Source organism: Terrabacter koreensis (assembly GCF_054783315.1).
Map to the genome: position 1 here is coordinate 1 of NZ_BAAGQU010000008.1, position 12276 is coordinate 12276.

Annotated in this window: 13 protein-coding genes; 3 read left to right on the forward strand and 10 right to left on the reverse strand. The window is 71.1% G+C overall.

The window, feature by feature from the left end:
• Positions 1-200: 200 nt before the first annotated feature.
• Complete coding sequence (locus ACYVNR_RS17290; RefSeq protein WP_045191577.1) at positions 201-1004, forward strand: HAD-IIA family hydrolase; 804 nt, start codon at positions 201-203, stop codon at positions 1002-1004.
• Positions 1005-1021: 17 nt separating this feature from the next.
• Here the strand turns inward: ACYVNR_RS17290 and ACYVNR_RS17295 are convergent, their stop codons facing one another.
• From ACYVNR_RS17295 to ACYVNR_RS17320, 6 genes are all read right to left on the reverse strand, one after another.
• Positions 1022-2659, reverse strand: coding sequence for an HAD family acid phosphatase (locus ACYVNR_RS17295; RefSeq protein ID WP_461049675.1), 1638 nt, complete (start codon positions 2657-2659; stop codon positions 1022-1024).
• Positions 2660-2787: 128 nt separating this feature from the next.
• Entirely contained in the window at positions 2788-3294 is a 507-nt protein-coding gene (locus ACYVNR_RS17300) for a DnaJ family domain-containing protein (RefSeq protein WP_461049677.1), read from the reverse strand.
• A 10-nt stretch (positions 3295-3304) separates the two neighbouring features.
• Complete coding sequence (locus ACYVNR_RS17305; RefSeq protein WP_461049679.1) at positions 3305-3586, reverse strand: hypothetical protein; 282 nt, start codon at positions 3584-3586, stop codon at positions 3305-3307.
• 58 nt (positions 3587-3644) lie between these two features.
• Complete coding sequence (locus ACYVNR_RS17310) at positions 3645-4085, reverse strand: GNAT family N-acetyltransferase (protein ID WP_461049681.1); 441 nt, start codon at positions 4083-4085, stop codon at positions 3645-3647.
• Between the two features lie 25 nt (positions 4086-4110).
• A complete protein-coding gene (locus tag ACYVNR_RS17315; RefSeq protein WP_461049683.1) occupies positions 4111-4950 on the reverse strand; it encodes a uracil-DNA glycosylase in 840 nt (279 codons plus the stop codon).
• A gap of 38 nt (positions 4951-4988) precedes the next feature.
• Positions 4989-5531 carry a COG4315 family predicted lipoprotein gene (locus ACYVNR_RS17320; RefSeq protein ID WP_458801304.1) on the reverse strand — a complete coding sequence of 181 codons (543 nt, stop codon included), beginning with the start codon at positions 5529-5531 and terminating at the stop codon, positions 4989-4991.
• Between the two features lie 167 nt (positions 5532-5698).
• Between ACYVNR_RS17320 and ACYVNR_RS17325 the strand changes: the two genes are divergently transcribed.
• Together ACYVNR_RS17325 and ACYVNR_RS17330 are read left to right on the forward strand one after the other, a co-directional pair.
• Positions 5699-6187: a sigma-70 family RNA polymerase sigma factor gene (locus tag ACYVNR_RS17325; protein WP_045191572.1), complete on the forward strand. Its 489-nt coding sequence runs from the start codon at positions 5699-5701 to the stop codon at positions 6185-6187.
• Entirely contained in the window at positions 6184-6873 is a 690-nt protein-coding gene (locus tag ACYVNR_RS17330) for a zf-HC2 domain-containing protein (RefSeq protein ID WP_052677355.1), read from the forward strand. Before ACYVNR_RS17325 ends, ACYVNR_RS17330 begins: the two co-directional genes overlap by 4 nt.
• Positions 6874-7127: 254 nt before the next feature.
• On the opposite strand, the gene ACYVNR_RS17335 is transcribed toward ACYVNR_RS17330, so the two are convergent.
• Genes ACYVNR_RS17335 through ACYVNR_RS17350 form a run of 4 tightly spaced genes read right to left on the reverse strand, consistent with a single transcriptional unit; the run spans position 7128 to position 12274 of the window.
• On the reverse strand, positions 7128-8168 hold the full coding sequence (locus ACYVNR_RS17335) for a glycoside hydrolase family 43 protein (protein WP_461049686.1): 1041 nt from the start codon (positions 8166-8168) through the stop codon (positions 7128-7130).
• Positions 8165-10468, reverse strand: coding sequence for a family 43 glycosylhydrolase (locus tag ACYVNR_RS17340; RefSeq protein WP_461049688.1), 2304 nt, complete (start codon positions 10466-10468; stop codon positions 8165-8167). The genes ACYVNR_RS17335 and ACYVNR_RS17340 overlap by 4 nt, the downstream gene beginning before the upstream one ends.
• A gap of 10 nt (positions 10469-10478) precedes the next feature.
• Positions 10479-11306, reverse strand: a complete 828-nt coding sequence (locus tag ACYVNR_RS17345) for a carbohydrate ABC transporter permease (RefSeq protein ID WP_052677354.1) — start codon at positions 11304-11306, stop codon at positions 10479-10481.
• Positions 11303-12274 carry a carbohydrate ABC transporter permease gene (locus tag ACYVNR_RS17350; protein WP_461049690.1) on the reverse strand — a complete coding sequence of 324 codons (972 nt, stop codon included), beginning with the start codon at positions 12272-12274 and terminating at the stop codon, positions 11303-11305. The genes ACYVNR_RS17345 and ACYVNR_RS17350 overlap by 4 nt, the downstream gene beginning before the upstream one ends.
• Positions 12275-12276: the final 2 nt, after the last annotated feature.

The window sequence follows — 12276 nt, forward strand, 5'->3', positions numbered from 1 at the left end:
GCCAGACAACCGATGATCAGGACCCAACCACCGCGTGAGCGGTGCTGTCACCCTGACACTGACCCGACGGTAGCCCCGCTGCGGCTCGCTGACCGGGGCAACGCTCAGCGACGTGGGTCCCGCTCAGTGGCGCGGCCGTGATGCGCTATCACTGAGCGGGTCCGGCGGCACCGAGCCTCGCGGGTCGACACAATGGGCCCATGACCGATCACCGGCCCGTGGACACCTGGCTCACCGACATGGACGGCGTGCTCGTCCACGAGGAGGACGCGATCCCCGGCGCCTCCGACTTCATCGAGGCGCTCAAGGCCTCCGGCAAGCGCTTCCTGGTGCTCACCAACAACTCGATCTTCACCCCACGCGACCTGCGCGCCCGCCTGCTGGCCAGCGGCATCGACGTGCCGGAGGACGCCATCTGGACCTCCGCCCTGGCGACCGCGCAGTTCCTCGCCGACCAGCGACCCGGCGGCACGGCATACGTCGTCGGCGAGGCCGGCATCCTGACGGCGATGCACGACGTCGGCTACGTCATGACCGACCGCAACCCCGACTACGTGGTGCTCGGCGAGACGCGCACCTACTCGTTCGAGTCCATCACCCGAGCGATCCGCTTGATCGACAACGGCGCCCGCTTCATCGCGACCAACCCCGACCCGAGCGGCCCGAGCCCCGCGGGACTGCTGCCGGCCACGGGCTCGGTCGCGGCGCTCATCAGCACGGCGACCGGCCGCCAGCCGTACTACATCGGCAAGCCCAACCCGCTCATGATGCGCAGCGCCCTCAACCGGCTCGACGCCCATTCGGAGACGACGATCATGGTCGGCGACCGCATGGACACCGACATCATCTCGGGCCTGGAAGCGGGCCTGCGCAGCGTGCTCGTGCTCACCGGCTCGACGTCACGCGCCCAGATCGAGAACTTTCCCTACCGGCCCACCCGGGTCGTGGACTCCGTCGCGGACCTCGTCCGCTTCGTCGGCCACGAACCCGGGAGCACCGAGTGAGACCCGAGTAGGACCCGTCAGGGCAGGTAGTACGTCGGGTTCGGCAGCTTGACCGCACGGTCGGCGCTGCCGCCGATGAGGTCGCTGAACTGGTCGCCGAAGTTCGCGACGACGTCGTAGCCGAGGTCGCGCTCGATGTGCGCGCGCGTCGTCGACTTGTACTCGATCGTCGTGCACGTCGGGTAGGCCTTGCAGTGGCCCTGCATGTAGGCGGGCGGGGTCTCGGAGCTCTTCCACTTCGTGAAGTAGAGGTCGCTCGTGAACTGCGGGTAGCCCTGCTCGTGCAGGTTGGCGAGGGTCGCGACCTTCTGACCCGTGTTGCGGCCCGTGAGGCCGATGACCGTGCAGCCGGAGTCGGCGACCGCCTTGACGAGAGAGGGCATTCCGGGCGTCGCGGGGAAGAGCTTGTTCTGCACCCAGTAGTCCTGGCGGGTCGGGTTGAAGACGAACTTCATGTCCGCGACCTCCATGTCGTAGGTCCACAGGGTCGTGTCGTCGGCGTCGAAGACGACGGCCGGCTTCGTACCCTTGCGGACGCCCTGGCGGCACTCGCTCTCGAGCCGCTGGGTGTTGCGCTGCTCGAGGGCGGCAAGCTCGGCGATGTAGGGCGAGGAGGTGCGGTTCGCGAGGCCGGAGCCGGGGTCGCCGTAGTAGGTGGCGATCGTCTTCTTCACCGAGTCGATGTTGGGGATGCCCTCCCCGCTCTCGGTGCGGCCGCTGGAGCCGTCGGGCGCCATCGTGAACTCCGTGCGCGGCGCGAGCTCGGGCTCGTCGACCCCCGGGAGGTTCGGTGACGGCAGGTAGTACGTCGGGTTGGGCAGCTTGACCGACGCGTCGGCGTAGCCGCCCTGCAGGTCGCTCCACTGGTCGCCGACGTTGAGCACGATGTCGTAGCCGAGGTCCTGCTCGATGTGCTTGCGGGTGCCGGCCTTGTACTCCACCGTCGTGCACTTGGCCGTCGCGCACGTGATGTACGCGGGAGGCGTCGAGCCCGCCCACTTGGTGAAGTAGGTGTCGGGGGTGAAGGCGTTGTAGCCGACGTCCTTGAGGTTGCCGATCGTCGCGTCCTTCTGGGCGGCGCCGCGGCCGGTGAGGCCGAAGACGGTGAAGCCCATCGCCTGCGCGTCGTTGACGAGCGAGACCATCGACGGCGTGGCCGGGAAGAGCTTGTTCTGGACCCAGTGGTCCTGGCGCACGGGGTCGAAGACGAACTTCATGTCCGCGACCTCCATGTCGTAGGTCCACAGCGTCGTGTCGTCGGCGTCGAAGACGAGGGCCGGCTTCTTGCCCATCGCGGCGGCGGCGTCGTACTTCGCCTGCAGGCCCGCGCGGATGCTGCTCGTGAGGTGCTGCATCTCGGTGATGTACGGCGAGGCCGTGCGGTTGGCGAGGCCCGTGCCGGGGTCGCCGTAGTAGGCGGCGATGGTCTTCTTGACCGAGTCGATGTTGGGAATGCCGGCACCCCCCTCGGTGGCACCGCTCGAGCCGTCGGGCGCCATGACGAACTCGGTGCGCGGGGTCAGGGTCTGGTCGTGACGGCCGCCGGAGTCTCCGTGGGCCAGGGCCGGTGCGGCGCTGCCGACGACGAGCGAGCCGACGATCGAGCCGGCTGCTGCGAGGGCGAGGCCCGCGGTGCGGGGGGTGGGACGCCTCATGGGTCACCTCAAGGTGTTCGGTGCGGGGTGGGCCGCTCGACCGTAGTGCGACCACCGGCCCCGTAGGGGTTTCGGGCAGGCTCGAGTTCCCGTTCCCATGCAACCGGCATGGTTTTCCCAGACTTCACTCAGGAACGGCGCCCGAAGATCCGGGTCCACCACGACGGGCCGTTCTGCCGCGCCGCGGCTGCGGCCGCCTGGCGCTCCTCGCGCGACCGGCGCCGCTGCTCCTCGCGCTCCTCGCGCAGCGGCCGCCAGCGCTCGACCATCTCGTCGACGTCGAGCGTCTTGGCCAGCAGCGGGGGCAGGTTGCCCACGGCCGGACGGAGCCGGTCGGCGAGGACGCGCCTGTTGTAGTCCTCGATGATCTCGCGAACCTGAGCCTCGGTGCGCACGTCGACGAGCGACTCGGGGTAGCCCGCGGCCTCCTTGCGCAGCGCCAGGGGGCCGGGCAGCGCAGCACCGAGGTCGAGGTTCTCGCGCTCGGCGAACCGCTTGAGCCACCAGTCCGGGTCGCCGGCGTCGCTGAGGTCGAGCGGCTTGCCCGCGCCCGGCAGGTTGTCGAAGTCGCCACGCTCCTGGGCCTCGCGGATCTGCTTCTCCACGGGGCTCTCCCAGTACGGCTGGCCGGCCATGCCCACAACGCTAACCGACGGGCCCGCGCTCCCGCCGGTCGCGGCGAGCGCCGACACCGGCGATGACGACGCACACGACGAGTCCGATGAGCAGGAACACCGGAGCAGCGAGCATCCCGAGCAGCACCACGGCGTCGGCGGGCGCCAGCGAGCACCCGAAGCCGATGCCCTCGCAGCCACCGCCCGCGACGTGGGTCGGGAGCGTGAGGTGGAGGACGACGACGAGCAGCAGGGGCAACCCCCACAGCAGCCCCAGCGCGACGGCATACGGGCGGAAGGTGTGCCGGCTCATGACCCAACGATCGGATGCGTCACCAGGGCCCGGCGACGGCACGCGTACTCAGCGCGTCTCACAGCTCCTTGCGGAAGTGCACGTCCGAGGCGTCGGGGGTGGGCACGCCCTCCCAGCGGAAGATCTCTCGGTAGCCCTGCTTCTCGTAGAAGCCGGGCGCCTGGAAGGTCAACGAGGTGACGAAGACGTGCGTGCACCCACGAGCCCTGGCCTCGGCCTCGAACTCGGCGAGCAGCCGCTCCCCCAGGCCCTGTCCACGCGTGTCGGCCCGCACCCACGTCATGCCGATGCCCGCCGCGACGCCCCACGTCCAGCCGCTGACGCCCGCGGCCAGCTGACCGTCGCTGTCGGTGAGGCGCACGGTGAGCTCTCGGGCAGCAGGGGTGCCGACGGTCGCCGCGGCGTTGACGACGTCGAGCTCGTCGGAGAGCCGCTGGTCGAGCTCGGCGTCGGCTTCGCCGACGACCGAGGAGTACGCGTCGGGCTGGGTCTCGGTCATGACGGGCGATCCTGCCACGGCCCCCTCAGAGACGCCCGATGACCTCGTCGAGCATCGCCTCGGTGAGCTTGCCGGTGAAGGTGTTCTGCTGGCTCACGTGGTAGCTGCCGACGAGCCGCACCGGCCGACCGGACCCGGTCACGAGCAGCGCCTCCGCCCCGTGACCGAACCGCGGCTTGGGCACCGGCACCGCCCAGCCGCGACGCCGGGCCGCGCCGAGCGCCGCGTCCCACCCGATCGAGCCGAGTGCGAGCAGCGAGCGCAGCCGCGGCTCCGACAGCTCGAGGTCGCGATCGAGCCACGGCGCGCACGTCGCCTTCTCCTCGGTCGTCGGCTTGTTGGCCGGCGGCGCGCAGCGCACGGTCGCGACGATGCGCAGGCCGGTCAGCGTCAGCCCGTCGCCCGACGACACCGACGTCGGCTGGCTCGCGTAGCCGGCGCGGTGGAGCGCGGCGTACAGCCAGTCGCCCGAGCGGTCGCCGGTGAACATCCGCCCGGTCCGGTTGGTGCCGTTGGCCGCCGGAGCGAGCCCGACGACGAGCACCTCCGCGTCGGGGTCGCCGAACGACGGGCCCGGGCGTCCCCAGTACGGCTGGTCGGCGAACGCGGCCCGGCGGCCGCTCACGGCGACCGACTCACGCCACGCGACGAGGCGGGGGCAGGCGCGGCACACGCTGACCCGCGCATCCAGCTCGCGTATGCCGTCCGCCTGGCTCGCGAGGCGCCGCACCTGCGCCGCGGTGGTCGCGACGGGCGTGTCCGCCGTCGCCGGGTCGCCGGGCCAACCGGTGCCCGGCGGCACGGGTGAGCGGAAGAGCCCACCCGTGACCGGGTGCTGTGCCGGGTCCGGCATGTCGGCGCTCATGCGCCAACGGTAGGCGTCCCGAGGTCGTTCAGGGTTGCTCAGGGCTTCGTCTTGATCGGCGTGCCGGCGGGGTCGAGCACCCACCAGACGCCCTGCACCGCCTGACCGCTGACGTCGCCCGCCTTGGCGTCCTTGAACCAGTAGTAGAGCGGCCAGCCGTCGAGGGTGAGCTGCTTCTTGCCGTCGGGGGTGTCGATCGCGGCCACCTTGCCCGTGACACCGGTGAGCTTCGGTTCCGAGGCACCCATCATCGCCGGGGGCCACGCGGTCAGGCACTTGCCCTCGCAGGCGCTCTTCGTCGCGCCCTTCGTGTCCTTGTCGAACATGTAGAGGGTCATGCCGTCGCTGTCGGTGACGATGGTGCCGAGCGACGAGCTGGCCGTCTTGAGCTCCGTCACGTCGGGGTGCACCATCGCAGCCGGAGCGCTCGACGACGCCGAGGACGAGGACGAGGACGACGCCGCAGCCGGCGAGGACGCGGCCGGGGTCGACGTGTCGGGTGTCGACGAGCCGCAGGCCGCCGAGAGAAGAAGGACCGTGCCGGCGAGGGCCGCGGTGCTGATGGATCGGGCTCGCATCATGTTGACCTCCTCGAGGGGGACGCCGGACGTGACGTCCGAACGCGAAAACGCCTGTTCTCGTGAGACGGTTCACCTGAAGGCCACGTGAACGGTTCACGGTGTCCCGACGTCCTTGACTGAGGCAGGCGACAGGACACCGTGGGCGCCGCGAGAGGAGGTGGGGTGACGTGCCGCTCGACGAGGAGGCGGTGGCGGAGATCTACCGCGAGCACGGCCCCATGCTGCGCCGCGTCGTCTGGCGGGCGACGAACGACGCGAACCGCGTCGAGGACATCGTGCAGGAGGTGATCCTGCGGGTGTGGAAGCAGGCCCCCCAGGCCGACAACCTCCGCGCCTACCTCATCACCACGGCCCGGCACCTCATCGTCGACCAGCACCGCGCCGCGGGCCGCCGCCCGCAGGAAGCCACCCTCACCGAGATCGCCGAGCGCGACTCGGCCCTCGACCAGGCCCTCGACCAGGTGCTCGTCGAGGAGGCCCTCGGCCGGCTCCAGGACAACCACCGCGACGTCGTACGGTGCCTCTACTACCAACGACTGTCCGTCGCCGAGGCGTCGCTCCGGCTCGGCGTGCCGGAGGGCACCGTCAAGTCCCGGGCCTACTACGCCGTGCGCAACCTGCGCGTCATCCTCGACGAGATGGGAGTGACGAGATGACCACCGGACCAGACGACCTGCACGTGCTGCTCGGCGCGTACGTGCTCGGTGGCCTGTCCGACGACGACCACCGCGCCTACAGCGAGCACCTGCGCACGTGCACCCAGTGCCAGGCCGAGCTGGGCCAGGTCTCCGGCCTGCCGCGACTGCTCGACCTCGCGGGGCCCGAGGGTGGCCTGCACCTCGTCGCACCCCCGCCCGGTGCCCCGATCCCGCTCATGAAGGAGCCCGACGACGAGCGGGTGTCCACCCTGCTCACCGAGGTCGGCCGGCGGCGGCGCCGGCGCCGCACCCTCGCCTCGGTGCTCGGTGCGGCCGCCGCGGTCGCCCTCTTCGCCGGTGGCGCCTGGCTCGGCCCGTCGATCCTGCGGGCCACGACCCCCGAACCGCCGACGACCCACGTCACGGCATCCGCACCGGGAAGTGCGGCCTCGGTCGACGTCGCCCTCGTGACCCGCGGGTGGGGCACGCAGCTCGACCTCGAGTGCTCCGGCCTGCCCACCGACAGTCCCCTGACCCTGTGGGTCGTCGACAACTACGGCAAGGAGTACGCCGCCGCCTCGTGGCGCGCGGGCGGCTCGGGCTACACGAAGCTCACCGGCTCGACGTCGGTGCCCACCTACGAGATCAAGTCGGTCGAGGTGCGCACCAGCATGGGCAAGGTCGTGGCGTCGGCACGCACCTGACGGCACCCGGCGGCACGGACGCATACGACGGCATACGGCGGCATACGGCGGCACGCTCGAGGGCCCGGCTCGCGACTGATCAGGTCTGCGAATCCGGGCCCTGGTGGCGGTTAACGTACCTCAACGGGCCAGCCGCCCAAGCGTTTCGGGCTGGTGCGGGGCCTCCCCCGAGTTCCCCTCTGGCCCCGCACCCATCCCCTGTCAGACAGAGACGTGGGCGCGGGGCTTGATACACCCGCAACGGCGCAAACCGGTCAGAGCGCGGCGGGCAGCCTCGCGCTCGGCGGCGTCACCGAGACCTTGCGCCCGTCGAAGGTGACCTCGCTCAGCCACATGGTGCGCCCGGGCACGTCCGAGCCGATCGCGGCGGGGTCCCAGGCGTGGTAGACCATCAGCACCCGGCCGTCCTTCTCGAGCAGGGCGCAGTGACCCGGCCCGGCGGCGACGTCGGTGCTCGTGAGCACCGGCACGGGGTCCTTGGCGAAGGGCCCGGTGGGCGACGCCGCGGTTGCGTGCCCGACGGCGTACTTGTCGCTGCCGTAGTCGTTGGCCGAGTAGAAGAGGTGGAAGACGCCGTCGCGTTCCCACACGAAGGGCGCTTCGACGAGGTTGCCCTCCCACGGAAGGTCCTGTCGGATCAGGCGTTTCGGCTGGCCCTCGAGCTTCAGCCCGTCGGCGGAGAGACGCTGCACCGAGATCCACGTGTCGACGCCGACGGCGTTGCCGTCGTTCTTCCAGTAGAGGTATGCCGTGCCGTCCTTCGCGACGAAGGGCGACGCGTCGATCGACCCGCCCTGGTCCTTCTCGCAGACGAGGGGGCCGGGGCTGGTGTCGCGGTAGGGACCCTTGGGGTCGTCGGCGACGGCGACGCCGACGCACTGGATCGCTGGGTCGGGCGCCATGGTCGTGTAGTACATGACCCAGCGGTCGCCGAAGCGGTGCGCCTCGGGCGCCCACACCTTGCCCTTCGTCGTCCAGGCGGGCAGCTGCGGGAGGGCGTCGGCGCCCTGGGTCCACGTGACGAGGTCGTCGGAGGTGAGGGTCTGGACGTTCATCCCGTTGCCGTTCGTGGCGATGGCCACCCAGGCGTCGCCGTCGGGGAGGATTTGCGGATCGGGGAAGTTGCTCGGCCAGACGGGATTCGTCGCTGTGCCCGTGGCGCTGCTGGCAGGTGTGGTCACGGTGTCTCCGGTGGTGGTGGTGGGCGTGCCGCCTCCGCAGCCGCCGAGGAGGGCGGCAGCGAGGGCGGCAGCCACGAGGGATGCGGTCGGGGTGCGGGCCCGGGCGCGGCTCATCCTGCTCCGCGGTCGGTGGGCCACGTCGACGCGTAGAAGCGCAGGTGGTCGACGTGCGCGGTGACGGCCGGCGAGGCCCCTCCGTGGGCGACGAGACCGATGCGCGGGGACGTGCCCGGGCGGAAGGTCCACGTCGCGCCCCACGTCCAGGTGACGCCGTCGCGGCTGGTGCCGGCGCGGTAGAGGTGCTCGCCGGTGGCCGTGCGGTGGTGCGCGAGCCGCAGCCACAGCGTCGGGGCGGAGGTGCCGACGCTGGCGCCGCCGTAGCTCGTGCGGCCGTCGGGGTTCGCCGGGTCGGCGGCGGTCTCACGGCCGAACTCGGTCTGGCGCGTGTTCCAGATCGCGACGTTGGAGAGGCGGGCGAAGTCGTCGTCGTCCTGGTAGGCGACGATGCCGACCTGCTGGTAGTTGCGCACCGTGTCGGTGCCGAGGTCGAGGCGGGTCTTCGCCTCGGCGATCCAGTCGCCGTCACCGGGGGTGTCGTGGAGCAGCACCCCGGCGTCGTTGCCGCCGCCGACGAGGTCCTTGCCCTCGACGGGCCAGTTGAGGCTGCCGCCCGAGACGGTCGCTGCGGGGTTGCGACGCACCCAGGTGAAGCCGGCGAGTGCCGGGTCGTCGAACTCCTCGGCCGAGAGGAGCGCGCCGGCCTGCGGCACCGGAGCGAGGGCCGTCGCGTCGCGCGCGGCCGGGTTCACGACGACGTTGTCGACCCGGGCCTCACTGCTGCTCAGGCGAACCGGCGCCGAGCGGGGCTCGACGGCGCCGTCGAGGTGCACACGGGAGGTGACGTCGGCGAGGTCGCTCTCGGAGACCTCGGCCGTGAGTCCCTCGGCTGTCGCCTCGACGGTGAGGGTGCGCCACGCGCCGGCGGCGGCAACGGGGAGTGCCGTCGTCGACGACCGCACCGTGCCTCCGTCGTCGACCTGGGCGGTGAGGCGGCGGCCGGTGGGGTCGAGGGTCACCTTGACCGCGGGGTCGCGACCGAGGAGCACGCGCAGCGGCGCGGTGCCCTGGTGGTCGAGCCGCACGTGCAGTGCCCCGGCCGGGGCCGCCTGCACCGTGGAGGCGGTGCCGCGGATGGCGGCCGTGGCGCCCCCGACCGGGTCGGCCGGGCCCGCGGCGATCCCCTTGAAGCCACCCGCTGCCGGGTCGGTCGGCGTGATGCCCAGCGCCGAGTTCAGCGACGGGGCGGGCTGGGGCGTGTCCGACGGACCGTGGCCCGCGCGGGTACGGGGCCAGCCGTCCACCCAGTCGAGCCGGTCGAGGAGCATGGGCCGACGGTTGATGCCGAACGGCGCGGTCAGCCAGGGCCGGTTGCGGTCGATGGCGTGGTAGGCGATGAAGTCGCGGCCCTCGGAGTCGGTGACGACGGCGTGGTGGCCGGCGCCCACGAAGCGGTTGCCGTTTTGAGTCAGCACGATGGTGCCGCCGACGCGGGACGTGAGCAGCGACGTCCCCTCCGCGTCGACGAAGGGGCCGAGGGGTGCGCGCGAACGGCCGGCGAAGACGGAGTAGCCGGTCGTCGGACCCGCGCAGCAGTTGGCCGCCGATCCCATGAGGTAGTACCAGTCGCCGTGCCGCACGACGAACGAGCCCTCGTAGCGGTTGTCGATGGCGACCTGGGTGGCGGGGCCGACCGGGGTGAGCCCGTCAGCCGACATCTTCGTGGCCCACAGGCCGCCGAAGTAGCTGCCGTAGTAGAGGTAGCGCTGGCCGTCGGTGTCGGTGAAACCGGCCGGGTCGAAGGTCCAGAGGAACCCGCCACCCGGCGCCGGCCGCGGTGGGACGGCCGGCGCGGGGGCGGGAGTCCACGGACCCGACGGCGTCGGGGCGGTCGCTGCGCCGATCGCGGAGTCGTCGCCGGCGTTGAGCGTCGTGTCGGTGACGGTGAAGTAGAGGACGTACCTGCCCGCGACGTAACGGATGTCGGGCGCCCACAGGCCTGCGGTCGCGGTGGCCCACGCCGGCCGGTTGGCCGACGTGAAGACCGTGCCGAGGTACTCCCAGCTCGACCAGTCCTTCGTGCGCGCCATGTGCATGGCGCCGGGGGCGTCGCCGGCCCTGAGCGGGTCGGACGTGGCGTATGCGTACCACCAGCCGTCGCGCCCGCGGATGACCGACGGGTCGGCGAACGTGTCGGAGAACGAGTCGGAGACGGCGTTCTCGTATGCCGTGTCGCGGGCCTCCGCGGCCACCACCGACCCGCTGGCGGGTGCCACGCTCACCACACCGGCGGTGACGAGCGCTGCTGCGGCGCAGGCGATCCCGCGCGTGAAGGTCGTGCGGGACAGACGTGCCACGGTGGCCTCCTCAGCCCTTGACGCCGCTGCTCGCGACGCCCTCGATGACGTAGCGCTGCACGAAGACGTAGAGCGCCAGGACGGGGATCGCGGCCAGCATCGCGCCGGCCATGACGACGGGGTAGTCGATGGAATAGGCACCCTGCAGGCGGCTGAGTCCCGCAGGCAGAGTGAGGCGCTCGGGTGAGAAGAGCACGTAGATGGGCCAGATGAAGTCGTTCCAGTTGTTGAGGTAGCTGAGCACGCCGAGGGTCACCAGGGCGGGTTTGGCGTTGGGCAGCACGATCGACCACCACGTGCGGAACGGACCCGCCCCGTCCAGGCGGGCACTCTCCTCGAGCTCCTTCGGCATCCCCATGAAGAACTGCCGCATGAAGAAGACGCCGAACGCACCGGCCGCACCGGGCACGACGAGCGCCCAGATCTGGTCGAGCCAGCCGAGCTTGTCGAGGATGAGGAAGTTCGGCATGAGGAAGATGAAGCCGGGGAGAAACAGCGTGAGGATGATGACCGTGAAGATGACGTTCTTGCCGCGGAACTCCATGCGCGCCAAGGCGTAGCCCGCGAGCGAGCAGACGACGAGGACGAGCAGCGCCTGCAGCGTGGCCGCCATGAGGGAATTGAGGAACCAGCGGGCCACCGGGCTTGCCGCGTCCTGGAAGAAGAGCACGTCGAAGGCCCGCAGGCTCGGCTCCGAAGGGAAGTACGTCGGCGGGACGGTGCGCGACTCGCTCTGGGACTTGAAGGCCGTGAGCAGCACGAGCAGCAGCGGCCCGATGAAGACGAGCGAGAGCAGCCCCATGCCCACCCAGAAGAGGGGCCCGTTGCGGCGCTTCATGACTTCTTCTCCCTCAGCAACCAGAAGTTGACGAGCGCGATGAGGGCGAGGCACACCGCAAGCACGTAGCTCATCGCGGAGGCTTGGCCCATCCGGTACTGCGACAGGCCGAGGTCGGCGATCTCCATGATGGCCGTGCGGGTCGAGTCGCCCGGCCCGCCCTTGGTGATGAGGTAGCTCTGCCCGAACATGTTCGCGCTGGCGAGTACCGTCGTGACGACGATGAAGATGAGCACTGGCCGCAGCCCCGGGATGGTGATGTAGCGCAGCTTCTGCCACGCGGTCGCACCGTCGATGTCGGCGGCCTCGTAGTGCTCGGCCGGGATGTCGGCGAGCCCGGCGAGGTAGATGACGGCGTTGAAGCCGATGGTCCACCAGATCGTCACGGCCGCGAGCGAGATCCACGCCCAGGGCTGCTCCGTCGTCCACGCGGTGTCGCTCGGCAGGCCCAGCGCGCCGAGCAGCCCGTTGACCATGCCGAACGACGGGTCGAGCAGGTAGCGCCACATGAGGCCGACGACGGCGACCCCGAGGACGAACGGCGCGAAGAAGACCGCGCGGAAGAACGTGCGGCCCGGGAACTTGCGGTTGAGCACGATCGCGAGCAGCAGCGGCAGGGTCACGAGGAACGGCACGCTGATGAGCACGAAGATCCCGGTCGCCTTCATGCCGTTCCAGAACGGCTGGAACTGCGGTGCCCCGCTGTCGATCAGGTCGGTGTAGTTCTGGGCGCCGACGAACGGCTTGTTCGGCAGCAGGAAGTCCCAGTCGTGCAGGGAGATCCAGATGCCGAGCAGGGCCGGCACGGCGACGAACGTGATGAAGAGGACGAGGAACGGGGCGAGGAAGAGGTAGGGGGTCCACCCCGAGCCGTGGATGCCGGACCGGGCTCCCCGGGAGCGCCGCCCACCCGGCGTGGGTGGCGCTCCCGACGAGGGTCTGGTGGGCTGTGCCGTCGTCACAGCCATGA

What these genes read in the sequence shown, in the direction of transcription:
- ACYVNR_RS17335 (WP_461049686.1), bottom strand. Translation starts at nt 8,168, where the DNA reads ATGAGCCGCGCCCGGGCCCGCACCCCGACCGCATCCCTCGTGGCTGCC.
- ACYVNR_RS17350 (WP_461049690.1), bottom strand. Translation starts at nt 12,274, where the DNA reads ATGGCTGTGACGACGGCACAGCCCACCAGACCCTCGTCGGGAGCGCCA.
- ACYVNR_RS17310 (WP_461049681.1), bottom strand. Translation starts at nt 4,085, where the DNA reads ATGACCGAGACCCAGCCCGACGCGTACTCCTCGGTCGTCGGCGAAGCC.
- ACYVNR_RS17305 (WP_461049679.1), bottom strand. Translation starts at nt 3,586, where the DNA reads ATGAGCCGGCACACCTTCCGCCCGTATGCCGTCGCGCTGGGGCTGCTG.
- ACYVNR_RS17315 (WP_461049683.1), bottom strand. Translation starts at nt 4,950, where the DNA reads ATGAGCGCCGACATGCCGGACCCGGCACAGCACCCGGTCACGGGTGGG.
- ACYVNR_RS17345 (WP_052677354.1), bottom strand. Translation starts at nt 11,306, where the DNA reads ATGAAGCGCCGCAACGGGCCCCTCTTCTGGGTGGGCATGGGGCTGCTC.
- ACYVNR_RS17290 (WP_045191577.1), top strand. Translation starts at nt 201, where the DNA reads ATGACCGATCACCGGCCCGTGGACACCTGGCTCACCGACATGGACGGC.
- ACYVNR_RS17295 (WP_461049675.1), bottom strand. Translation starts at nt 2,659, where the DNA reads ATGAGGCGTCCCACCCCCCGCACCGCGGGCCTCGCCCTCGCAGCAGCC.
- ACYVNR_RS17300 (WP_461049677.1), bottom strand. Translation starts at nt 3,294, where the DNA reads ATGGCCGGCCAGCCGTACTGGGAGAGCCCCGTGGAGAAGCAGATCCGC.
- ACYVNR_RS17320 (WP_458801304.1), bottom strand. Translation starts at nt 5,531, where the DNA reads ATGATGCGAGCCCGATCCATCAGCACCGCGGCCCTCGCCGGCACGGTC.
- ACYVNR_RS17330 (WP_052677355.1), top strand. Translation starts at nt 6,184, where the DNA reads ATGACCACCGGACCAGACGACCTGCACGTGCTGCTCGGCGCGTACGTG.